Consider the following 20,353-nt stretch of genomic DNA (forward strand, 5'->3'; position numbering starts at 1 on the left):
CCTGCTTGGTATTCAGGGGTCGATTGCATACAGTATAAGGAAGGCTAGCGGTTTGGGTAACGCTGAGTAACGGATTGATCTGAAATTAGGATAGACTTCAACCAAAAGACCCTCAAGGGAAAATCTCGACACCAAGCACGAGTAAACAACATGACCGACAGACCGCGCAAAACCCTGAGCATTAAGCCAAAGACTGTCCCCACTACAGAGCAAACCGCTACACTCCATCAAGAAATGAAGACCGTTTCACGGGGCAATAAGCGCATCATTAAGCGTGAACAGGTGCAGCCTTATGCACTGGCTAAACCAAAATCTAAGGCGCTCCCCAAAAAGCCCAACAAACCGCGTAAACCTGCACCCAAGAAGCCTTTAGTTTCACCCTCAGATATTCGGATGGACAACCTCAATGCGGCACTGAATGCATTTGCCGTATGGCGGGAACGCAAACCCTTAGCGCTAGGCATTGAGCGGCAAATCTTCCAACTGATTGCACAGCAGAACTTAAGCGCCTCTAAGCGGGTGGTGCAGAAGTTGCTGTATCAGCATACGCACCAGAGCCATTATTTGTTGAAAGTCGGTCAAGGCGGGGTGCGGTTTAATTTGGATGGTTCAGCGGATGGGGTGATTCTGCCCGAAGAGCGTGAACATGTTGGGCGGTTATTGGCGACTTGAACGCCAGCGCCTACAATGAGTTGAGATAGCCAATAGTGAGGTAAAACAATGAAACTCAGTGAGCGGATTACATTGGAAGCTGGGAAACGCGGCGGTAAGCCCTGTATTCGTGGCATGCGTATAGCGGTTGTGGATGTGCTGGGATGGCTAGGGTCAGGTATGAGCCACCAAGAAATTTTGGAGGATTTCCCGGAATTGGAGGCGGCGGATATTCTAGCTTGCTTACAATTTGCAGCGCATCGTGAGCAACAGATGCAGGTATTGATAGCTGCATGAAACTATTTTTAGATGAAAATTTATCAAGGCGCATTATTCCAGCGATTCTGGGCGCTTATCCTGAATCCACTCAGGTGGCTTTATTAGGTATGGATGCACGTTCAGATGAGCAGTTATGGGCGTTTGCGCGTGATAATGGCTATATCTTGGTCACTCAGGATAGTGATTTTAATGACCTATCCGCTTTGTATGGCTATCCGCCTAAAGTGATTTGGCTCAAGTGCGGCAATCAATCCAAGCAGCGCATCACTGAAATCCTCTTATCCATTCAAGCCGATGTGAAAATCTTTGTCGAACATCCAGACCTTGCTTGTTTGGAAGTCTACTAATGCTTTATTGAAATAATTTCAACTTAATTCCCCATTCATTGAAAACATTTCAGCGCAAAAAAGCAGCGAACGGCGTATTTTAAAAATACAAATTAATTCGGGACTGTAATCCCACCACGGCGGCAAGACCGCCCACAGCATGGCGGTTTTTTTATGCCTGTATCATGCACCTTTGGCGGTTTTCGTCGGGTGGTGTGCAGCATACAAGACCGCAAGCAGCGGAAATAAGCACGTCGTTTCCGTGAGGACGATTACAGACACCCGGCCATTTGTGCCAACTGTAAAAAAACTCATGAGGTATACACGATGCAAGCTGCATTCAGCGCGGGCTTATTGCGCCCCCACACCTTCGGCCTAAACCGCCAATCTTCACCCACTATTCACCGATTCCCGACCCCACACGGCTATTTAGCCCTGCACCAACAGCAGGTCTTAGCATGGGTATTCCCCGGCGTGTGCCGCACCCGTCACCAATCGGATTATTTTGTTGATGTGGCCTATATCAAGCCTACCCAGTCGATTTATGGCAGCCCCAATGGCCTGATGCTGGACACGGAAAGCTTTGACACCTCGGCGCAAGCTTTGGCCTTTGTGCGTACCTTGGCACAACGTGGGGAGGTGGAAGTATGATCGCTGCTTACCCTTTGCCTGCTTTGGCGAGTTCTTCTCGAACCACTTCAAGCGCAATCTGGCGCATTCTTTCTAACATATCCGCTTCGTTTGAATCGCTTTCAAGTGTCGATTCAAGGCGCAGAATCATTTCAGCATTCAATGATCTGCCATTGGCCTTTGCAATGGCCTCCAGCTTTTCCCTTAGCTCTTTGGTGAGCCTGATCGGGTAGGGGTTTACTTGTTGTGATTCTTTACTCATGAGATGAATTTTCTATTAAGAATCTATTTGTATCAAAGATAGCATTAGATTCTTTTTGTATCTTTAATTTAATTATCCTATGCTGTTTTCCTATCTAATAGATAGAGTAAGGATTATGAATAAAAGCCAACCGAAGCCATACCCAATGCGCCTAGAACCTGAGTTGAAACAATGGATAGCTGAAAAAGCGCGTGAGGGTGACCGCTCAATTAATGCGGAAATCAACAGACAGTTGCGGAAAGCCAAGGAGTCGGAAGAGCAACAGAAAATAAAGGAGTAGAAACGAAAACGCCCCCAACGAGTGGAGGCGTTTAAGGGCTTATCGAGTCTTCGACCACTCTTTAAGCCTTGCTAAATACACTAACTCTCTAATTTGAAAGGAACTAGCGACATGAATACTAGCAAACTCTCTACACCTGCACTAGACACCTCTAGTGACTCACTGAATGCCGTTGATCAGATTGATCAAAAGCTGGATCAACTGACCGCCCTGCTGAATGTGGCGCGTTGTGGGGATTTCGCCCTCTATGACACGATGACCCAGAATAATTATTTATGGATTTGCCATGAACTCGCCTGTGAGATCACCGTGTTGATGGAGGCAGAAACCCCGGCAGTGCTAGCAAAACTCACCGCCCTACTGAGCGTTGCCCGTTGTGAGGATTTCGCCAGCTATAACGCCCAGACCCAGAATAATTATCTGTGGACTTGCCATGAATTCGCCTGTGAGATCAGGCGGCTGATGGATGCTGAAACGGCAGAGGTGCAAGCATGAGCACAACACTGTACCAAAAGCGCCGACTAGCCGTCTTAGGTTACACCGAGAACCCGCAAGCCGACGGCAGTTGCTGCCCCTATATCAACCTACCGCGTGATTATTTCGGCAAACCGAACCAAGCCCAACGGGTGGAGCGGGTGGCGTATTGGATGCCGCGCTTGCTGCAAGCCTTGGGTGTGAATGAAGCGGGGGTGCAAGCATGAACCTTCAAGCTCAAGACTTCAGCACCACTCGTCATCATCCCCATGATGAATATTGGTTAGACCAACAGTTCAGCCAGCTCCCCTTGTCTCTGCATCAAGCGATTCAATTCAATTACGGGCGCGCCTTTGAGCATAGCGGTCGGCAAGCGGCTAATCAGTATTTGCTGTCAGTCGTCGAACTCACGGCGGGTAAACGCCTACTGGTGCAATCCGATAGCACCCTACGTTCTAAAGCCCATCGCATGGCGCGGGTCGGCAAAGGCATTAGTATTGCCAAGGCTGAAGCGCTATTAAAAAGTGTGGGTCTGCCCTTCCCCACGGCTCAAGATGATGAGTCGGCACTGGCACGGCTGGCTTGCCCGTTGTGGTGGTCACGTGCTTTAAGAAAGCAGCAAGACCGCCAGCAAGAGCAATTAGCGGTACAGGTCGGCTTGGTGCGCAAGAATCAGCAACCTTATGTTAGTACCGCACTCTTAGCGCGTATTCAAGCCCGTCATCAAGCCAGCCTTGAGATTCTAGCGAACTATGAGGCTGTCTCGAATGAAGGCGATACCCTCAATCTGTTAGACGTGCTCAAGAAGTCGGTGGCGAATCCCGCTGTGCGTCGTGCGGAACTGATGGTGAGAATGCGCGGCTTCGAGGATTACGCCAGCGAACAAGGTCATGTTGCGATGTTCTACACCCTGACTACCCCCTCGAAGTATCACCGCTATTCCGGTGAAGGCTTAAACCCTAAATACGAACACGCGACCCCACGCGAAGCCCAAGCCTATCTAGTGAAAATCTGGTCACAGATTCGTGCCAAACTCAAACGTGAAGGGATGAATGTCTATGGTTTCCGCGTGGCAGAACCCCATCATGATGGAACACCCCACTGGCATATCCTGCTGTTCATGCAGCCTGAGCATCAATTAGCCGTCACAGCGGCTTTGAAACATTACGCCTTCTTAGAAGAGGGGCAAGAAGCGGGCGCGGCTGAGCATCGCTTTGAGGCACTTGTGATTGACTCACAGCGCGGTAGTGCTACGGGTTATATTGCTAAATACATCAGTAAGAATATTGATGGCTTTGGTATGGATAGCGATTCAGAGGCGGGTGTGGAAGCCGATAACAGCGCGCAACGAGTGCGGGCGTGGTCGAGTGTGTGGGGGATTCGCCAGTTTCAACAGATTGGCGGTGCAGCGGTCGGGGTCTGGCGGGAATTGCGGCGAATGGAACACGCGGTGGAGGGTTTATTAGAACAGGCACGGTTAGCAGCCGATAGCGGTCAGTGGGCGAACTACCTCAAGGTGCAAGGGGGCGCAACCCTAGAGCGTAAGTGTCAACCCATTCAGCTGTGGAGCATCGAGTCCGTGGATATGACCACGGGTGCACTGAAAGCCAGCCGCTACGGTGAAACGGTGAAGCGTACCAAGGGGCTGGATTGTGTCGGTGCAATCACGATCACTCGCACTAAGGAATGGACGATTCAGCCAAAAGCGGCGGCGGCGGGTGAGTCGGATGAAGGAGCGGATACTTCGGTGATTCGCAGCTCTGCTGTCTTGGCAGCGGCTGTGGATTTTTTGCAGGCGGCTAGCCTGCTTTCTTCCCCTTGGAGTTCTGTTAATAACTGTACGCAACCCCTACTGAGGGAGGCTGCCTAATGAATACCTCTATCACCTCTGAAAACGGAAAAGATGCCGCAAGCCGCGCCCTGCCTAGCGTTGCGTTTAACTTTATCGCTGCTTTACCTTATGCCGTCAAATTCACCGCCTTCGCTGCATTTGCTTTTGCACTGTTGAAAGGGGTGTTCATTGCTGAGCAATTCGGTTTCTTGTCGGCCTTGGTATTCGCTGGCCTGCACCTGCCTCTTTGCCTATTCAGTACGCTTTTCGTGCTGTGGTTCTTTGAGCACTATCAGTCGATAGGTTTTCTAGCCTTGGCTAGCACGCTCTTAAACGCTGTGTTGATTTAGGAGGTGCATCATGTCCGTAAAAAATACGCAACTCGACATTATGCAGCGCAAACTAGACCAGCATCGCAGCCATGAACAGCGCGGCTTATTGCTGTTGAAATTGGGCTTCCTGCTGACCTTCTTACTGTACTTGCTGTTCAACCAGCATCTCTATCTGGGGGATGCCCTTTCATGGAGTGCTTACTTTAAAGATGCGGCCTCGATCTTTGGTTTCACCTTCACGGTGTTGATCGTGATTTTAATGGCCTTATTCCTCAGTTGGGTCAAACACCATGCCTATCTGCACTTCGGCTTCTTTGGCAGTGTGGCTTTAGTCGTGAGTACGGTTATAGGCTTTGCATTGTTCGCTGAATTCTTCAGTTCAAGCGCGAATCAGGATGTGAAAGCCAGTGTCTTGGTGGAGCGCAATAGCGCCTATCAAGCGACCATTACCAATGAAGCGAGCAGTCCAAGTGCAGTGAATACAGGCTTGATTACATCCATCGCCAACGCAGAGCAAAAGCTAGCCCGCTGTGAGGAAAATCTCAAAGCAGGCAAAGAAAAACACTGCAATGGTGATCGTGCCAAGGTCGAAGCCCTTAGAAACTCCGAGCAATCCGCGAATAAAGCCCAAGCTGAGGCCAATATAGAGCGTGATAAGCTCAAATATGCGCGCCAAGACGAACTCAAAGCACAGGCTTATAATCCGGTTATCCTCACGCTGGCACGTGTTCTAGCGGGTGAGTCGGGCGATTATAAGGACTATCTCAAGACTGCTGTGGTCATCATCACCCTGTTTGTAGCGGTCTGCTTTGAAATCCTCCATCACTTCCTGAGTAAAAGTCATGGCGCATCAATGGCCGCGATTGAGGATTTGGAACTAGCACTCGCTAAATACAGTGCACAGCCTGAACCTGTCCTTCCTTCTGCCTTGGCTACAGTGCAGCCCCTCACTGAGCCGACTAAGCAGCCGATGGGTTTTGGTTTCCCGTCTACTGCACCCAGTACCGCCCATAGTGAAAACAAGTCGGTGCTGTTCAAGTACCAAGTGCAGGTAGAACCGGAAACCAAAGCGCCTCATCCGATAGGCTTCACTTTTCCAGCGGTTGCCAAGCCATCCAGCCCGTCACCCCGCTTAGGTACTCAGGAAGAACAGCTACCTTTGCCGGATTTTGGCAGTTTTAAAGCGCGGCGAGATGTGTTTGCTAGCCCTGCTTTGAGTGAGTCGGAAACCCTGAGTAAACCCTTAGCTAAGGGTCAAGACAGCGCTTTAAACGAAACCACTTCAGCAACCCTTAGAGAACCCTTAGCTAAGGGTGATAGTGGTTTGTATGGCGAATGGGTGAAGGCGGTTAAAGCAGGTGAATGCAAGCCATCGGTAGAACCTACATGGACATGGATTCAAAAGCGCATTAGTAACAAAGAGACCGGAAGTAGAACCCATGACCGTACCCGCATCAGCCACATGCAAAAGGCCTTTTTCAGCCGTGCGATGAAAGAGGGCTTGATGATTGAAAACCCGAACTACACCAATGGAGGTAAGAAATATTTATGGATCGCTTAAATAACCTAAACGCTGTACCCACGACCCACAGCATCTACTACTGGTTAGATGGTTATTGGATCACGGACAAGGAAGAGGCCGAGTTGATGGATAGCATCAACGCCTTTGGCAGTCTGCATCAAGTCGCTGAATTGCCCTTGGGGGCGGATGTTGAGGTAGAGGTGAGGCGCTTGCTGAGTTAAAAACCTTGCCCCGTCAAGGCTGGCTAGGCTGTGAGTCAGTCTTGACGCTGAAAGGGCGCGGTTCTAGCCACGGTATCCATCCATAAAACCGATCTAAAGCAGTCTAGACACCGAAGGGTAGCCTTGTAGCCACCGATCTAGCCAGCGACCAACGGGAGTCTGAAGAGGTTCATATTCACGGCAAACTGACTAAAACACGCTCAGCCAAGATGCTTGACCGCATACAGTGCGGGAAAGCGTCTGCAAGCTAAAAGCGCCTTAATGTTCATTCTTAAGCAGCTCTAGCCACTCAATCAGTGGACTCCCTAGTGGACTCCGAAACAGCCTTTTAGCATTTTCGCCTAAAAAATCGAACACCCCAAAAAGCAAAAAGCCCTGTAAACTATTCATTTACAAGGCTTTAAAGGTGGTGGGTCGTATGCGATTCGAACGCATGACCACCTGATTAAAAGTCTTTTCTTAATTTCTTTATAATCATATAGTTAAATTTAAAATCACTCCTTAACAACAGAATATAAATATAAGACTAATCAGGGAGTTGTCATCACATACCCTTAAGGAGTGAGTGGTACAAAATCTTATTCATCAACAAGAAATCCCTAGCTTTTTAAGATATTTGATTGCTTAATCCTTCATCTCCAGCTCCTAGATATATACTTCCCTGCTAATTAAGCAGCTTATAGACCGTAGATCGACCTATCCCCATTTCCTTAGCTATTTCGGTTGCTCCCTTACCCGCTTGATGTAAAGCCTTGAGCTTTTCACGGTCAATATGTGGCTTCCTCCCAAACTGAATACCTTTGTTTTTAGCTTCTAACCTACCCTCATTAGTACGCTCTAGGATTCGGGCACGTTCGGCCTCGGCAACAGCCGCTAAAATGGTGACCACCATACGACCCATCGCGCCCTCTGTGCTAATTCCATCATCAAGAAAACGTACTGCTACGCCTTGTTGATCGAACTCTTTGATCAATTGCACCATATCGGCGGTATCACGTCCTAAGCGGTCTAATTTTTTAACAAGAATTAGATCACCTTTTTCTATCTTATTTCGCAGTGCATCTAACCCCGAGCGCTCTGTATTGCTGCCTGTGGCCTTATCGGTGAATAGGCGATGATCTTCCACCCCTTCAGCTTTTAATGCCTTAATTTGAACGTCTAATGATTGTTGGCTGGTGCTCACTCTGGCATATCCAAAAACACGCATGGTTTCACCTCTTAAAAATGTCTATTAAATCGAATAATGGAATTATAGTCTATAAATTGGCAAAATACGATATATTAGATACTAAAAAAGGTGTATTTTTGACTGTCTACTAATTTATAAATTAATAGACACTGTAGGGATGGACACAAAAAGAAAAGCGGGTGACTGTGACCCGCTCTTTCCAAGCCTAAGCAACCTGTTTTAACAAGCGACTGACCTCTTGATCAATATTTGCATTCACTGGTAGTTCTACTACTTGGTGCAGACTTCCGAAGGCGTTAATACTATCCATTAGTTCCGCCTCTTCCTTGTCGGTAATCCAATAACCATCGAGCCAGTAATAAATCATCTGGTTTTGTGTTGATGTGTTTAAGCAATCCATAAGTATTTTTTACCTCCGTTTTTGTAATTCGGATTTTCAATCATCAAGCCCTCTTTCATGGCACGAGCAAAAAAGGCTTTTTGCATGTGGCTAATGCGGGTACGGTCATGGGTACGACTACCCGTCTCTTTGTTGCTAATCCGCTTTTGAATCCAGCTCCAAGTTGGTTCTACGGATGGTTTGCATTGCTTAGCATTAACCGCACTCACCCATTCACCATAGAGGCCATCTGCACCCTTAGCTAAGGGTTCTCTAAGGGTATTTGAATTGGTTTCACTAAAAGCACTTTCTTGACCCTTAGCTAAGGGTTCTCTAAGGGTTTCAGAGTCACTCAAAGCAGGGCTAGCGAAGGTATCCCGACGTGATTTAAAACGGCCAAAATCCGGTAAGGGAAGCTGTTCTTCCTGAGTACCTAGCTTGTTTGTGGGTTGTTTGATGATTGGACTCGTTTGGCTCAGCAATTGGCTAGCCACAGGGCTTAGCTGTTTGCTGGTTGTTTGATGAGGATTTAAAAAGCCCATAAACCCTTGTTTAGTCAAAGCCGATTTCGGTTCGGCTTGCGCTTGGTACTTGAACAGCATCGGCTTACTTTCACCGTGGGCCACACTGGGAGCTGCTTGGGGGAAACCGAACCCAATAGGCTGCTTATTCGGTTCAGTGATCGGCTGCACGTGAGTCGGTGCAGAGGGCAGGACGGGTTCAGGTTGTGCGCTGTATTTGGCAAGGGCTAGCTCTAAATCCTCAATCGCGGCCATTGATGCGCGATGACCTTTACTCAGGAAGTGGTGCAGGATTTCAAAGCAGACCGCCACGAAGAGGGTAATGAACACTACGGCGGTTTTGAGATAGTCTTTATAATCGCCATTTTCGCCAGCTAGAGCACGCGCAAGGGTAATGATGACCGGATTATAAGACTCTGCCTTGAGCGCGTCCTGTCGCTCATATTTGAGCTTGTCGCGCTCTATACTGGCATTCGCTTGTGCCTGATTCGCGGATTGTTCTGAGCTTCTCAAGGCTGCAACTTTGGCACGGTCACCGTTACAGTGCTTTTCTTTGCCAAGCTTTAGATTTTCCTCACAACGGGCCAGCTTTTGCTCTGCGTTGGCGATGGATGTAATCAAGCCTGTATTCACTGCACTTGAACTGCTACCTTCATTGGTGAGGGTCGCTTGATAAGCACTATTGCGCTCCAAGAGTACGCTGGCCTTCACGTCCTGATTAGCGCTTGAACTAAAGAACTCAGCGAACAATGCAAAGCCTATAACCGTACTCACCACTAAAGCCACACTGCCAAAGAAGCCGAAGTGCAGATAGGCATGGTGTTTGACCCAACTGAGGAATAAGGCCATCAAGACCACAATCGACACCGTGAAGGTGAAGCCAAAGATGGAAGCCGCATCCTTGAAGTAAGCACTCCACGAGAGTGCATCACCTAAGTACAGATGTTGATTGAACAGTAAGTACAGTAAGAAGGTCAGCAGGAAGCCTAATTTCAACAGCAATAAGCCACGTTCTTCATGGGTTCGGTGTTGTTCTAGCTTGCGCTGCATAATGTCGAGTTGTGTATTTTTCACGGACATGATGTACCTCCTAAATCAACACAGCGTTGAGCAAAGCACTGAAGAGCGCCAAGAAACCGAAGCCTTGATGCAGGTCAAACAGCCATAGCACAAATAGCGTACTGAACAAGCAAAAGGGTAGGTGAAGCCCGGCGAAGACCAAAGCGACTAAAGCACCGTAAGTATTCGCAATCAATACAACCTTCAGCACTGCCCACGCCAAAGCAGCGAAGGCGGTGAATTTAACCAGTAAGGGCAGGTGAGTGGATAAACTGTGGTTCATGCTGCGTTCTCCTGTAGCTGAGCTTTTAAAGCCTTAAATTCACTCACTAGCGTTTGGCGGTGCGCTTGGGTACTTGCGTCCAGCGGACAGCCAGCAAGGGCTTGAAGCCGATCTAGGGCTTGAATATCCGCCGCTAAGATCTGCAAACGATAGCGCTGTTCTGTTGATACTGGACGTTGATCCCGTGCTTCAGCCGTCGGTGCAGAACTTGAAGGTACGAGCTGGGAGCGATCTAACTGACCCGCTCGTGCGGCCTTGCCCAATTGGTTTAAATAAGCCAACGGCGATTTCACGCGCCCCGACAGTAGACCAAGCTTGAGAAGCTGCAAACAATCACTCGCTAATTCAGGATGCAAACCATCCAAACAACGGGCGGCCTGTTGGCACTCGCTGGAGGTGAAACTTTCAGGATAGGGCAAACTATTCAAATCACCACTCACCACCACAGCGGCCTTTTCGCTGGCTTCGATTTTTGTTTGGGTAGGTTGTGGGGTGAATGAAGTAGTGGTTAATGGTGTAAGGTGTATAGATGTATGTACCCGACTTTCGGGTAAATCCTCCCGAATTTCAGAAACCGTTTCTGTTACTGGGGAACTCTTTCCGTTCACTGGGAGGTGAGGTGCAAAAAAAGGCACAGCCGCTGCATTCAAGAACTGACCACCAATAGCATAAAGGGTATCGAAGATTTTGTGCTCAGTGGCCTCAAATAATCCCTTAGTGATCACGCCTTGCACCGCTTGAGCGAGTCGATCTTTACGAATCCCCGTTAAATCCGCTAAGCGTTTGAGGGTCAAGGGGTCGGAGGCTTTGCCATAACAGAGGGTTTGACGGAACAAAGCAAGGAAGACTTTGTATTCATTCTTGGACAAATCCGCCGCCAAGGCTGCATCAATCAAATCACGCGATAAACTGCTCATACGGACACCCCCACCGTTTCAGCATCCATCAGCCGCCTGATCTCACAGGCGAATTCATGGCAAGTCCACATATAATTATTCTGGGTCTGGGCGTTATAGCTGGCGAAATCATCGCAAAGGGCAACGCTCAGCAGTGCGGTGAGTTTTGCTAACACCGCTGGTGACTCTGCCTCCATCAACACTGTGATCTCACAGGCTAATTCATGGCAAATCCATAGATAATTATTCTGGGTCGTCGTGTCATAGAGGGCGAAATCCCCACAACGGGCCACATTCAGCAGGGCGGTCAGTTGATCCAGCTTTTGATCAATCTGATCAACGGCATTCGGTGAGTCACTAGAGGTGTCTAGTGCAGGTGCAGAGAGTTTGCTAGTATTCATATCGCTAGTTCCTTTCAAATTAGAGAGTTAGTGTATTTAGCAAGGCTTAAAGAGTGGTCGAAGACTCGATAAGCCCTTAAGCGCCTCCACTCGTTGGGGGCGTTTTCGTTTCTACTCCTTTATTTTCTGTTGCTCTTCCGACTCCTTGGCTTGTCTAACGATTTCGCTAATCACTCCAGCGACTGAGCGCCGTTCTTGAAGTGCCTTCTTTTTCACCCATTCCAGCAAGCTAGGCTCTAAACCAATGCTGAAACGTTTTTTTCCTGCTTCTATCATCTTCCAACCTCAGAACCACCGTGGTTCATTTGTATTTGATTAGACCACCGTGGTTTATTGCTGTCAACACCACAATGGTTCAAAATGTTCTATATGGAATCAGTACGTGACTATCCTCAAATGAAAATCAGGCTTTCGCCCGACCTGAAAGCACTGATAGAAGAATCAGCCAAGGCCAACAATAGAACCTTGAACGCTGAGATAACCGCACGCCTTGAACAAGCCTTGACGAGTACAGGCTTAAGCAACTGTGTATCTGAGGAACGACTGAGAGAAGTCATCAGAGAAGAACTCGCCAAAGCAGGCAAAGGGTAAGCAGCGCTCATACTTGCACCTCCCCACCTTGCGCCAAGGTACGCACAAAGGCCAAGGCTTGCGCAGAGGTGTCAAAGGTTTCGGTGTCCAGCATCAGGCCGTTGGGGTTGCCATAAATCGACTGGGTAGGCTTGATATAAGCCACATCAACAAAGTGATCGGTTTGGTGACGGCTGCGGCATACGCCGGGGAATACCCAAGCTAAGACCTGCTGTTGGTGCAGGGCTAAATAGCCGTGTGGAGTCGGGAATCGTTGAATAGTGGGTGAAGTGTGGCGGTTTAGGCCAACGGCGTGGGGGCGCAATAAGCCCGCGCTGAATGCAGCTTGCATCGTGTGTACCTCTTACGTTTTCTATGAGTTGGCACAGATTGCCGGGTGTTCATATCGTCCGTAAGGAAACGACGCGCTTATTCCCGCTAAGCGGTTTTGTAGTCCACGCACACCCGACGAAACCGCCAAAGTGGGCATGATACAGGTATAAAAAAACCGCCATGCTGTGGGCGGTGTTTGCCGCCTTACGTGGGTATATGAGTCCCGAATCAATTTGTATTTTTAGAGTACGCTGAACGCTGCTTTTTTGCGCTGAAATGTTTTCAATGAATGGCGGATTAAGTTGAAATTATTTCAATATGATAGTGAGGGCTAGGAAGAAGCAGTATTCCTTATATAAGTTAATCACATGGATTGGCTATTTTTTAAACACTTCGTCTAACTTTAGTCTAATTTAGTCTAAGAATCTTGCTCTAAAATCCATGTTTTATTTTTAGATAGTTTTATAACTTTTTGATTTTTAAGGTCTTGTAGTATATTTTTAACCTTGTTCAGCTTTTGCTGTTCGTCTAAAGAGCTAGGAAGTTTGTCTAAGAGCAAGTTATCAAAGTCGGCTCTCTTACCATGTCCAAATTTCGTTAGGTACTCTTGAATCAGTTTTTTATAGTAGCTATCGTCTAGCCCCCGCATCTTCATATAAGTATCTTGCTGGCCAGTAGCTGCTGCTACACTAGATGAAATATGAAAATTAGGCTTCCGTCCTTCAATAAGTTTATGCTTTTTAAGATACTTGATTTCTGTATCAGTAAGCCGCTTATGTTTTTGAACTTTATCTAACAAAATAATATCTTCAAGCTTTAAGCTTGGTTTTTGAGCAAGCTTTTTAGCATAGTTTAAGTCTAAAATTTTGCCTGTAATCGTTACTTCAACTCGTTCATTATCGAGGTCGTATTCTGGTAATGGAAAAAACTTTTCCCTTTGAATAGTAAACATTCTACGAATACCACTACCAATAGTATCAATTAGGTTTAGATTGACCATTGCGTTTGAGAGAAAAGGATTTCTATAAATAGATTCTGGAGCATTTGCTCTAATAACAGCATCAATGCTTCTTGGAATAAAACTTCCCTGATTAGAAAAAACCAAGCAATCATTTTCATTTTCTATAACATTGATTTTTCCAGCTAAAGAGTAATCCTGATGTGCAATACAATTATTTAATGCTTCACGAATTAGATAAGGATGGTACTGATCAACTTCTTCGGGAAACAAAGAGTGTTCCTGCATATACCTATACTTCAGAATACGAATTTTATTAAAAACAGATTGAGCAGATAATAGAAAAGGGCAGGTAAAATGCTCATAATCTTTAGGTTCATTATCTTTGTTTTTTAATATCCAAGAGATTCTGGCAATAGCAGGACTGATGAAGTGCTCCGACTCAGGTAAACCAAGCAATAAGATTGCTGTTCTAGTAACCTTGCCATTAATTAAAATTTTAGCTTTATTTAAAAATATTACATCATCCCATTCATCAACATTACTGGCTAAATTTTGGTTCTTTTTCTTAAATGCTTCACGAGCTTGAAGAATAGCTACCTTAGATAGATCATTGAGTGTAGCCCCATGACAAATGCCAGCACTCCAATCTTCTTTGGTACTTTGGGAGCGAATCCGCTCTATTTCCTCTAAATTCAAAGCATTTAGTTGCTCACCATCTCTACCATAATAATGTCCTTTCCAAGCAATAGGAAAGCCCTTAGGTGCGTTAGGAATCTGAAACAATAATATCCGACCAGAAGGATGAATAAACTCATGAATTTCACGGAAAGTAATTCTTCCAGTTGTATGTTGAGCAATGCTGGCTTTACATTCATTAATCAATTTTAGACTGCTTAAATAGGCAGTTCCTACAATCTTCCGAGTATTACTTACCCCCATTACCAACCATGAGCTTTCTAAACCCCTTAGATTTGCTTCATTGCTAAGTGCTGAAAAATATTTCCCCAACTCATTGCTATCAAATTGATTTTTTGCTTCTTTAAATTCAACTATTTCACTTTCTGCTGTAACCGATAACAGATGATCAAGGATTATCTCTATAGATTCATTCATAGCTGTGCATGCTCGTTAATATCATTTATTTTAATTGTTTGGCTAAAACAAAGCTGGTGTGTTTACTTTCTTCTGGTAAAACCACCCCACCCGCTGAACCATCCAAATTAAACCGCGCCCCGCCTTGACCCACTTTCAACAAATAATGGCGTTGGTGCGTATGCTGATACAGCAACTTCTGCACCACCCGCTTAGAGGCACTTAAGTTCTGCTGTGCAATCAATTGGAAGATTTGCCGCTCAATGCCCAGCGCCAATGGCTGATGTTCACGCCACACCACAAAGGCATTCAGCGCCGCGTTCAAGTTGTCCATGCGAATAGCTGAGGGCGCGACTAAAGGCTTTTTAGGGGCAGTTTTGCGCGGTTTACTGGTTTTTTTCGCGGGTACTTTGGCCTTGAGTTTGGCTAAAGCATTGGCCTGCACTTGCTCACGTTTGATGATGCGTTTATTGCCCCGTAAAACGGTCTTAGTTTCTTGATTGAGTATAGAGGCTTGCTCTATCTTGGGCTTAATGCTCAGGGTTTTGCGCGGTTGATCGTTCATGCTTAACGGACTCCTTCATACCTTGCGCTATGAGTATTTCTTAACTGCCAAACTATACAGCCCGTCCAATGGGGTAGCACATCGCCCTCAACTGAACACCATCCGTTCTGGTAATGCTCACAGGTTCTACAAGGTTGCTGTGTCGGGTTCAGTGCGGCGTTTTGCTTACTAAACACAAGGTTTTGTTGAGTGCTCAGGGTTTTGCGTGATTGATCAGTCATGCTTAACGGCTACCTTCATACGTTGTGCTCAGTTTAGCAGAACTCAATACGGGAAAATCCCGTATTTAAACCACTCCTACCTTCGCCTTAGCCAAAACAAATACTTCGGTATTCACCAGCCTTGATTAGACCTCATTGTCTTAGTCACTAAAGTGCCTCCTATTGTGGGCAACTATCTATCAGGGTGAATAAGTGGGTGTGGCTCACTTATTCTACCCTTCAACCCAGACTAGGCTTTTGTAGGTTTTGTAAGTTCATCGAAGAGGCATTTTAAAAATTTTAGTGGTTCTCTATTTGTAAAAGCGTTACTCAGCGTAGCCAACCGCAAACCCGAACAAGTGCCTGAAATTCAAAGATATTTTTCTTAATCAAAAGATTAAAGGAAAGAGAATAGCTTCCACTAGTTAGTAGACTACTTTCAATACTCTGGTAGTTTTTCAGAAAAGTCAAACACACCGCTAAGAACTGCCCTCTAAATTTTCAGAAAATACGCTATCAACGAACCCACAAAACCTACAAAAGGTCTGTTAGGGGCGCGGTCAACCCTCCAAGACCTAAGTTTTAGATGTAATTTTCTTGGAAAACACGCTATCAACGAACCCACAAAACCTACAAAAGGTCTGTTGGGTAGCAATCAACTCCCCCAAAACTAAGTTTTAAATGTAATTTCCTCGGAAAAAATGCTATCGACGAATCCACAAAACCTACAAAAGGCATTCATCAACCTGTGAACCTTCTACATAATCTACAAGCTCTCTAACTGAATAACCGCGCTCTCGATAAATCGCTAGGCGCTTGCCCATGTTCTTTTCCGCAAAAGGATGCATATCACAAATATCATAGACCAACGCGGATTGCTTTCCTTCAGAGGCGCGTAAAACCCGACCTAGTGCCTGCAAAACTCGCGCCCGACTCCCAGTAGGCAACGCCAACACTAAACTGCCCCACCGTGCAACATCGACCCCTTCGCCTAAAGTACCAAATGTGCCAACACTCAAATCCGCTCGTGCCATCGCTTGCATTGCTTGTTCGCGGGTCTTTTTTCCTAAGCCACCATGCACTAATACCGCCTCTGGACTCATCTGACATAGTGCTTCAGCATGTTGAATTCGATCAGTGAGAATTAAGGTTGGTGTATGCCAAGCTTGTTCAGTAGCCAACTGCATAATCATTTCATTGCGGCGCTCACACAATACCAAGTCTGTAACAAATTCATGATAGCGATAATCCTCATGGTTCTCATAGTCATCCACCCAATCGCTATCACAGCCCCCGACATGCACCCGCACCACCTGCGCCCCCACAATACCGCCCGATTGCTCAACCTCACCCGCCGATATTTTCACTAGATTACGCCCGATATAACGCGCAATAATTTCATGCAAGCCATCATTACGCCAAGGGGTCGCTGTCAACCCAAAACGGTATTTACACGGTAGCTCATTCACCACAGCACTAAAGGTGTTAGCAGGTATATGATGGCATTCGTCAACCATCAGCAGTCCATACCCTCGTCCAAGGCTGGGTAGTTGATCAAAGCGTTTCACCAACGTCTGAATAACAGCAATTGTGATCTGTTCGCCCTCGTGCCATTGACCATCACCGATCACTCCCGCCTCAATCCCTAATAACGTTCTGATCACTTGCTGCCATTGCTGCAACAAAGCTTTGTTGTGTACTAAAACCAACACACGTTGTTGTGCCTTATGCATCAAACTGAGTCCAATAATTGTTTTTCCCGCTCCCGTCGGGGCTTCGATGATGCCTTGATCAAGCTTTCCTATCACATCCACAGCACGCTGTTGATAGTCACGTAGGATGATGCCTTGAAGCGCGGGTATAGCTGCTGGTGCAATGCTGCGACTATCTTCCATTTGTGAATACAAGGTAGGAAACTGCCTGAAGAATTCCCCTGCATACCCACGAGGAAAATGCACCCCTGCACTATCCCATCGGTAAAGATACTTATAGGCTTTTCCGGCCGGTTTCTCTCGTTTTGGCGTTTCATACGTATTATCACGACAAGCTTGCCGAATGATTGCATTACCCTGATCCTTTGATTTGAGGTGAAGCATACTATCCATACTAACTACTAGCATGTTTGCTCTCCTCGCCGACGCTTAGCATAATCCTGCACATAGGCTATTAATTTGCTATCTGTCAGTTCTGGATCAGTTTCTATCGCTGTCAAATCATCTTGATACCACTGCAATAGCTCCACCAGCGGTATTCCCACCGCTGCATTTGCTTGGCGCAGTCGCTCCAAGGCAGTTAGTTTTGTGGGGAGTGTGGATGCAGCTTGCTCGCTTCGCACCTTGAGCAAGCTTTTTAATCGGGTTTGATAGTCCATAACACTACCCCCCCACCAATGGGTTCAGATAGTAAACCGTGGTAGGCCTGCCACCCGTTTCTAGCTCCTCAGCATCAAGCCAGCGGTATTCCTGCAATAACTCTAGAGCTGCGGTAGTCGTTTCACGATCTAACCCTGTCCATCCTGCTGAATAAATATCGCGGGCTTTGAACGGATTCGATAACTGTCCTGACTTGAGTTTATTTAATATTTGCTTGGCAGAATCCACATCCGGCATTGAAATGCTGGCATAAGCACGATTAGCATGACTCTCCAAGTATTCGACTAGGCCTATGGCACGTAGTAAGGAGATTTCCCCTACTGCACCATGTCCTACTTCAACCAAATGTAAAATCAGTGCAAGGGTCACTAGCGTTTTAGGATATTTACCTAAATGCGACTCCATTGCTGGATGTAAATCACCTGCTCTTAACCGAGTTTCGTGGTTGAACAACCAATCCTTGAATAAAGCTTGTGCTTGATAATCAAATCGCAAATAAGGCAAGCCATCTGCTTGCCCGTCCTCATCAATCTCCTGAATGGCTTCGACAGACTCAGTGGTCAGCGTATCCAAGCGATTGAAAATCTTTTGTACTGCCGTTTTCAGTAGCTTATTAGGCGGCTCATCAATCCCTTCATAAGGAACAGCGTCTGGCCAAATAGGATTAAAGCGTTGCATCAATCCATCATCACTAGCCCCACCTTTGACCGCCGATTTTAAGTAAGCTGCTAACTTGCCCGGCTGCGTTCCGCCCAATACCGATAAGCAAACCCCTTCTACAAATAAATCTTTCCCTCGTGCAACACGATCAGTATTAAAACTCGCATTGCCATTCCATGCCTCCAGCAGTAACTCGCGTAATCCCGTATTTCCTTCTGAGTCCAAAGTTTTTAGAAAGCCTACAATTTCATCCCGCGATACCGTCAGGCCGTTGGGGTTATCCTGTAACACTTGCAATAAAGCAGCCATCGTCACGTCATTGATCAGATAACGCCGCTGGATCGGTTTATCAGGTGCATCCACCTGCAACTCACTGGCACTGACGGCTTGTTTATTTTTTAGTGACTTTTTGACTTCGCCTTTAATAGTTTCTTTTTGCAAAGCAGCGAGTTCTAGCTCATAGCTATACTGCTCTACTTGCTGCTGATAAATAGCTCGCTCCTTAGCCTCCAAAGTTTGCAGAAAACTTAATGCAGCACTAATACCAGCGGACTTTTTCAAAGAAGGTCGACCAATCATGACTGCCCACAAAGTGATTACAACTGTCCAGTGATCAAACTCCATAGGTCGAATAGCCACCTTACGTCCAATAACTCCAGCAAGGGTTACCAACAAAGGCATAGCTATATAATCAACAGGGGTAGACATTCGACGCGCAGTGTCTTGTACCCACGCCCCCAACTCATCTGGCAACCAATCCAAATCAAATGCCTGAACCGGAGGTAAACTGTCCGGCAAAAGCTGCGGTGGATAGTTTTTTGCTGGGTGTACTGTGCTTTTTTGTGATGTAAAGGAAGTAAGGGAAGTATTAGAACGTACTGTCTGACCTTTGGCTGGATTTTTCCAGCCCTTGTCTTGCGCCATTTGAAAGACACTTGCTTTCGTCTTTGTAGCGTTTTTGACGCTATCCCAACGTTTCCGATTCTCTTTCGCGTTATAGTGATCAGGTGCTGTCAAACTCCAGCTATCAAACAGGGCATACCCCGCATCGCCATAGCTACCTTTCAGACTAAACATAACCGCTTCCCAAGTAGCACTATCCGCCGCGTCGAGAAAATTTAAGGCCGATTGTAAATCTTCGTCTTGGTACTCTTGCCGTGGAGGGCTTGTTTTGTACTGTACTGTGGGTTTGTGAGGTTCAGATTTTTTTGCTAAAAACTCACACCATGCTGGAGGCAATTCAGCAATCGGCAGCTTGTTTGCAAACGCATAATCCCCAGTGGCTTGCCTTCCAGTGTCATCCGCATCCGCCTCAAGATGTGACCCCACTCCTACAACATAACCATCACCATTGGCACGAATATCAATACCTTCACCAATACCTTCAACACTGTTCTTAATCAGGTATTTACTCGCGTCTATCCAAAAATACTGATGCTCCCCCAGCCCCGGAGTATCAGTAGTGAGAGTCGGTGGTAACTTGCCCAAAAGTTTTCCTAGCTTTTCGAGCGACGCTTTCCCGTTCTTGCCATGCTTCATATCCACGTCAAAAACGATCAAGCTCCTGATCGCCCCCTTGGGGCCACAAACCACACCTAAGTTATATTTTCTAGAACCACCAAACCACTGCCTTATTTGAGCCTCATCAGTGGTGGCCACCTCCTTCCATTTACACGCGGGTGTTTTGAGATTTTTACGAACTGGAAATACAGGTTTCCCCTGACTGGCAAACCACAAGGCTACTGCTAAGATAATGTTGCTGGATTCAGGCGTAGGCCGCAGATTGGGTGATCCAGCAAGCAGTTTTGGATTCGAGTCAGTAAGATTCATTCACCGCTCTCCAATACTGCTAAGACTTCACCTAGTTTGTACCGCCTTCTTAAGCTTTGAGCAGCTAAATGTTCCTCAAGAATTTGCTTGATCCCTGCAAATCCCTGCCTTACTTCTGCCCAAGCTTCGGGCGACAACTCGCTTCGAGTATGAATAACTGCCCACTCAAACACATCGGATAGTGCTACTCGCAGTCGGATTACATCGTTTTTCATTTGGCGCTCCTTTTAAAAA

Annotated in this window: 27 protein-coding genes; 12 read left to right on the forward strand and 15 right to left on the reverse strand. The window is 46.6% G+C overall.

The window, feature by feature from the left end; translation table 11 throughout:
• Window positions 1-150 precede the first annotated feature (150 nt).
• The 4 genes from B5D50_RS14435 (at window position 151) to B5D50_RS14450 (ending at window position 1,907) form a co-directional block, all read left to right on the forward strand.
• The gene (locus B5D50_RS14435; RefSeq protein WP_078923361.1) at window positions 151-672 is read left to right on the forward strand and encodes a ProQ/FINO family protein; all 522 of its coding nucleotides are present in this window, start codon (window positions 151-153) and stop codon (window positions 670-672) included.
• A gap of 48 nt (window positions 673-720) precedes the next feature.
• Window positions 721-948 (forward strand): DUF433 domain-containing protein, encoded by a 228-nt coding sequence (locus tag B5D50_RS14440; RefSeq protein WP_078923362.1) that lies wholly within the window; start codon window positions 721-723, stop codon window positions 946-948.
• Window positions 945-1,277, forward strand: coding sequence for a DUF5615 family PIN-like protein (locus B5D50_RS14445; protein WP_078923363.1), 333 nt, complete (start codon window positions 945-947; stop codon window positions 1,275-1,277). The genes B5D50_RS14440 and B5D50_RS14445 overlap by 4 nt, the downstream gene beginning before the upstream one ends.
• A 306-nt stretch (window positions 1,278-1,583) precedes the next feature.
• Entirely contained in the window at window positions 1,584-1,907 is a 324-nt protein-coding gene (locus B5D50_RS14450; protein ID WP_078923364.1) for a hypothetical protein, read from the forward strand.
• 7 nt (window positions 1,908-1,914) lie between these two features.
• On the opposite strand, the gene B5D50_RS14455 is transcribed toward B5D50_RS14450, so the two are convergent.
• The gene (locus B5D50_RS14455) at window positions 1,915-2,148 is read right to left on the reverse strand and encodes an Arc family DNA-binding protein (RefSeq protein WP_078923365.1); all 234 of its coding nucleotides are present in this window, start codon (window positions 2,146-2,148) and stop codon (window positions 1,915-1,917) included.
• A gap of 115 nt (window positions 2,149-2,263) precedes the next feature.
• On the opposite strand from B5D50_RS14455, the gene B5D50_RS14460 reads away from it, so the two are divergent.
• The 7 genes from B5D50_RS14460 (at window position 2,264) to B5D50_RS14490 (ending at window position 6,808) form a co-directional block, all read left to right on the forward strand.
• Window positions 2,264-2,428, forward strand: coding sequence for a type 2 periplasmic-binding domain-containing protein (locus B5D50_RS14460; protein WP_143594373.1), 165 nt, complete (start codon window positions 2,264-2,266; stop codon window positions 2,426-2,428).
• Window positions 2,429-2,539: 111 nt separating this feature from the next.
• Entirely contained in the window at window positions 2,540-2,923 is a 384-nt protein-coding gene (locus B5D50_RS14465) for a hypothetical protein (protein WP_078923367.1), read from the forward strand.
• Window positions 2,920-3,129: a hypothetical protein gene (locus tag B5D50_RS14470; RefSeq protein WP_078923368.1), complete on the forward strand. Its 210-nt coding sequence runs from the start codon at window positions 2,920-2,922 to the stop codon at window positions 3,127-3,129. Before B5D50_RS14465 ends, B5D50_RS14470 begins: the two co-directional genes overlap by 4 nt.
• Window positions 3,126-4,772: a replication endonuclease gene (locus tag B5D50_RS14475; RefSeq protein ID WP_078923369.1), complete on the forward strand. Its 1,647-nt coding sequence runs from the start codon at window positions 3,126-3,128 to the stop codon at window positions 4,770-4,772. Before B5D50_RS14470 ends, B5D50_RS14475 begins: the two co-directional genes overlap by 4 nt.
• Window positions 4,772-5,083, forward strand: a complete 312-nt coding sequence (locus B5D50_RS14480; RefSeq protein ID WP_078923370.1) for a hypothetical protein — start codon at window positions 4,772-4,774, stop codon at window positions 5,081-5,083. Before B5D50_RS14475 ends, B5D50_RS14480 begins: the two co-directional genes overlap by 1 nt.
• A 10-nt stretch (window positions 5,084-5,093) precedes the next feature.
• Window positions 5,094-6,626 (forward strand): hypothetical protein, encoded by a 1,533-nt coding sequence (locus B5D50_RS14485; RefSeq protein ID WP_078923371.1) that lies wholly within the window; start codon window positions 5,094-5,096, stop codon window positions 6,624-6,626.
• Window positions 6,614-6,808: a hypothetical protein gene (locus tag B5D50_RS14490; protein ID WP_078923372.1), complete on the forward strand. Its 195-nt coding sequence runs from the start codon at window positions 6,614-6,616 to the stop codon at window positions 6,806-6,808. Before B5D50_RS14485 ends, B5D50_RS14490 begins: the two co-directional genes overlap by 13 nt.
• Window positions 6,809-7,472: 664 nt before the next feature.
• On the opposite strand, the gene B5D50_RS14495 is transcribed toward B5D50_RS14490, so the two are convergent.
• The 7 genes from B5D50_RS14495 to B5D50_RS20370 all read right to left on the reverse strand — a co-directional run bounded on the left by B5D50_RS14495 (window position 7,473) and on the right by B5D50_RS20370 (window position 11,812).
• Window positions 7,473-8,015: a recombinase family protein gene (locus tag B5D50_RS14495; RefSeq protein WP_078923373.1), complete on the reverse strand. Its 543-nt coding sequence runs from the start codon at window positions 8,013-8,015 to the stop codon at window positions 7,473-7,475.
• Window positions 8,016-8,202: 187 nt separating this feature from the next.
• A complete protein-coding gene (locus tag B5D50_RS14500) occupies window positions 8,203-8,397 on the reverse strand; it encodes a hypothetical protein (RefSeq protein WP_078923374.1) in 195 nt (64 codons plus the stop codon).
• Complete coding sequence (locus B5D50_RS14505) at window positions 8,385-9,977, reverse strand: hypothetical protein (protein ID WP_078923375.1); 1,593 nt, start codon at window positions 9,975-9,977, stop codon at window positions 8,385-8,387. Before B5D50_RS14505 ends, B5D50_RS14500 begins: the two co-directional genes overlap by 13 nt.
• Window positions 9,978-9,987: 10 nt before the next feature.
• Window positions 9,988-10,239, reverse strand: a complete 252-nt coding sequence (locus tag B5D50_RS14510) for a hypothetical protein (protein ID WP_078923376.1) — start codon at window positions 10,237-10,239, stop codon at window positions 9,988-9,990.
• Entirely contained in the window at window positions 10,236-11,156 is a 921-nt protein-coding gene (locus B5D50_RS14515; RefSeq protein WP_078923377.1) for a replication protein, read from the reverse strand. The genes B5D50_RS14510 and B5D50_RS14515 overlap by 4 nt, the downstream gene beginning before the upstream one ends.
• Entirely contained in the window at window positions 11,153-11,536 is a 384-nt protein-coding gene (locus B5D50_RS14520) for a hypothetical protein (protein ID WP_078923378.1), read from the reverse strand. Before B5D50_RS14520 ends, B5D50_RS14515 begins: the two co-directional genes overlap by 4 nt.
• 111 nt (window positions 11,537-11,647) lie before the next feature.
• On the reverse strand, window positions 11,648-11,812 hold the full coding sequence (locus B5D50_RS20370; protein ID WP_159448647.1) for a hypothetical protein: 165 nt from the start codon (window positions 11,810-11,812) through the stop codon (window positions 11,648-11,650).
• A gap of 120 nt (window positions 11,813-11,932) precedes the next feature.
• Here B5D50_RS20370 and B5D50_RS20860 point away from each other — a divergent pair, with 120 nt between their 5' ends.
• Window positions 11,933-12,127, forward strand: a complete 195-nt coding sequence (locus B5D50_RS20860; protein ID WP_407701253.1) for an Arc family DNA-binding protein — start codon at window positions 11,933-11,935, stop codon at window positions 12,125-12,127.
• A gap of 7 nt (window positions 12,128-12,134) precedes the next feature.
• On the opposite strand, the gene B5D50_RS14530 is transcribed toward B5D50_RS20860, so the two are convergent.
• From B5D50_RS14530 to B5D50_RS14560, 7 genes are all read right to left on the reverse strand, one after another.
• A complete protein-coding gene (locus B5D50_RS14530; RefSeq protein WP_078923380.1) occupies window positions 12,135-12,458 on the reverse strand; it encodes a hypothetical protein in 324 nt (107 codons plus the stop codon).
• A gap of 399 nt (window positions 12,459-12,857) precedes the next feature.
• Complete coding sequence (locus B5D50_RS14535) at window positions 12,858-14,513, reverse strand: RNA-binding domain-containing protein (protein ID WP_078923381.1); 1,656 nt, start codon at window positions 14,511-14,513, stop codon at window positions 12,858-12,860.
• Between the two features lie 25 nt (window positions 14,514-14,538).
• On the reverse strand, window positions 14,539-15,057 hold the full coding sequence (locus B5D50_RS14540) for a ProQ/FINO family protein (RefSeq protein ID WP_078923382.1): 519 nt from the start codon (window positions 15,055-15,057) through the stop codon (window positions 14,539-14,541).
• 925 nt (window positions 15,058-15,982) lie between these two features.
• Entirely contained in the window at window positions 15,983-17,377 is a 1,395-nt protein-coding gene (locus B5D50_RS14545; RefSeq protein ID WP_078923383.1) for a DEAD/DEAH box helicase, read from the reverse strand.
• Window positions 17,371-17,628, reverse strand: coding sequence for a hypothetical protein (locus B5D50_RS14550; protein WP_078923384.1), 258 nt, complete (start codon window positions 17,626-17,628; stop codon window positions 17,371-17,373). Before B5D50_RS14550 ends, B5D50_RS14545 begins: the two co-directional genes overlap by 7 nt.
• A gap of 4 nt (window positions 17,629-17,632) precedes the next feature.
• Complete coding sequence (locus B5D50_RS14555) at window positions 17,633-20,119, reverse strand: DUF3987 domain-containing protein (RefSeq protein WP_078923385.1); 2,487 nt, start codon at window positions 20,117-20,119, stop codon at window positions 17,633-17,635.
• A complete protein-coding gene (locus tag B5D50_RS14560; RefSeq protein WP_078923386.1) occupies window positions 20,116-20,334 on the reverse strand; it encodes a hypothetical protein in 219 nt (72 codons plus the stop codon). The genes B5D50_RS14555 and B5D50_RS14560 overlap by 4 nt, the downstream gene beginning before the upstream one ends.
• Window positions 20,335-20,353: the final 19 nt, after the last annotated feature.

The organism is Thiothrix eikelboomii (assembly GCF_900167255.1).
Lineage (GTDB): Bacteria > Pseudomonadota > Gammaproteobacteria > Thiotrichales > Thiotrichaceae > Thiolinea > Thiolinea eikelboomii.

Coding starts and splice junctions, on each gene's coding strand:
- B5D50_RS14435 (WP_078923361.1), top strand. CDS start 151: ATGACCGACAGACCGCGCAAAACCCTGAGCATTAAGCCAAAGACTGTC.
- B5D50_RS14440 (WP_078923362.1), top strand. CDS start 721: ATGAAACTCAGTGAGCGGATTACATTGGAAGCTGGGAAACGCGGCGGT.
- B5D50_RS14445 (WP_078923363.1), top strand. CDS start 945: ATGAAACTATTTTTAGATGAAAATTTATCAAGGCGCATTATTCCAGCG.
- B5D50_RS14450 (WP_078923364.1), top strand. CDS start 1,584: ATGCAAGCTGCATTCAGCGCGGGCTTATTGCGCCCCCACACCTTCGGC.
- B5D50_RS14455 (WP_078923365.1), bottom strand. CDS start 2,148: ATGAGTAAAGAATCACAACAAGTAAACCCCTACCCGATCAGGCTCACC.
- B5D50_RS14460 (WP_143594373.1), top strand. CDS start 2,264: ATGAATAAAAGCCAACCGAAGCCATACCCAATGCGCCTAGAACCTGAG.
- B5D50_RS14465 (WP_078923367.1), top strand. CDS start 2,540: ATGAATACTAGCAAACTCTCTACACCTGCACTAGACACCTCTAGTGAC.
- B5D50_RS14470 (WP_078923368.1), top strand. CDS start 2,920: ATGAGCACAACACTGTACCAAAAGCGCCGACTAGCCGTCTTAGGTTAC.
- B5D50_RS14475 (WP_078923369.1), top strand. CDS start 3,126: ATGAACCTTCAAGCTCAAGACTTCAGCACCACTCGTCATCATCCCCAT.
- B5D50_RS14480 (WP_078923370.1), top strand. CDS start 4,772: ATGAATACCTCTATCACCTCTGAAAACGGAAAAGATGCCGCAAGCCGC.
- B5D50_RS14485 (WP_078923371.1), top strand. CDS start 5,094: ATGTCCGTAAAAAATACGCAACTCGACATTATGCAGCGCAAACTAGAC.
- B5D50_RS14490 (WP_078923372.1), top strand. CDS start 6,614: ATGGATCGCTTAAATAACCTAAACGCTGTACCCACGACCCACAGCATC.
- B5D50_RS14495 (WP_078923373.1), bottom strand. CDS start 8,015: ATGCGTGTTTTTGGATATGCCAGAGTGAGCACCAGCCAACAATCATTA.
- B5D50_RS14500 (WP_078923374.1), bottom strand. CDS start 8,397: ATGGATTGCTTAAACACATCAACACAAAACCAGATGATTTATTACTGG.
- B5D50_RS14505 (WP_078923375.1), bottom strand. CDS start 9,977: ATGTCCGTGAAAAATACACAACTCGACATTATGCAGCGCAAGCTAGAA.
- B5D50_RS14510 (WP_078923376.1), bottom strand. CDS start 10,239: ATGAACCACAGTTTATCCACTCACCTGCCCTTACTGGTTAAATTCACC.
- B5D50_RS14515 (WP_078923377.1), bottom strand. CDS start 11,156: ATGAGCAGTTTATCGCGTGATTTGATTGATGCAGCCTTGGCGGCGGAT.
- B5D50_RS14520 (WP_078923378.1), bottom strand. CDS start 11,536: ATGAATACTAGCAAACTCTCTGCACCTGCACTAGACACCTCTAGTGAC.
- B5D50_RS20370 (WP_159448647.1), bottom strand. CDS start 11,812: ATGATAGAAGCAGGAAAAAAACGTTTCAGCATTGGTTTAGAGCCTAGC.
- B5D50_RS20860 (WP_407701253.1), top strand. CDS start 11,933: ATGAAAATCAGGCTTTCGCCCGACCTGAAAGCACTGATAGAAGAATCA.
- B5D50_RS14530 (WP_078923380.1), bottom strand. CDS start 12,458: ATGCAAGCTGCATTCAGCGCGGGCTTATTGCGCCCCCACGCCGTTGGC.
- B5D50_RS14535 (WP_078923381.1), bottom strand. CDS start 14,513: ATGAATGAATCTATAGAGATAATCCTTGATCATCTGTTATCGGTTACA.
- B5D50_RS14540 (WP_078923382.1), bottom strand. CDS start 15,057: ATGAACGATCAACCGCGCAAAACCCTGAGCATTAAGCCCAAGATAGAG.
- B5D50_RS14545 (WP_078923383.1), bottom strand. CDS start 17,377: ATGCTAGTAGTTAGTATGGATAGTATGCTTCACCTCAAATCAAAGGAT.
- B5D50_RS14550 (WP_078923384.1), bottom strand. CDS start 17,628: ATGGACTATCAAACCCGATTAAAAAGCTTGCTCAAGGTGCGAAGCGAG.
- B5D50_RS14555 (WP_078923385.1), bottom strand. CDS start 20,119: ATGAATCTTACTGACTCGAATCCAAAACTGCTTGCTGGATCACCCAAT.
- B5D50_RS14560 (WP_078923386.1), bottom strand. CDS start 20,334: ATGAAAAACGATGTAATCCGACTGCGAGTAGCACTATCCGATGTGTTT.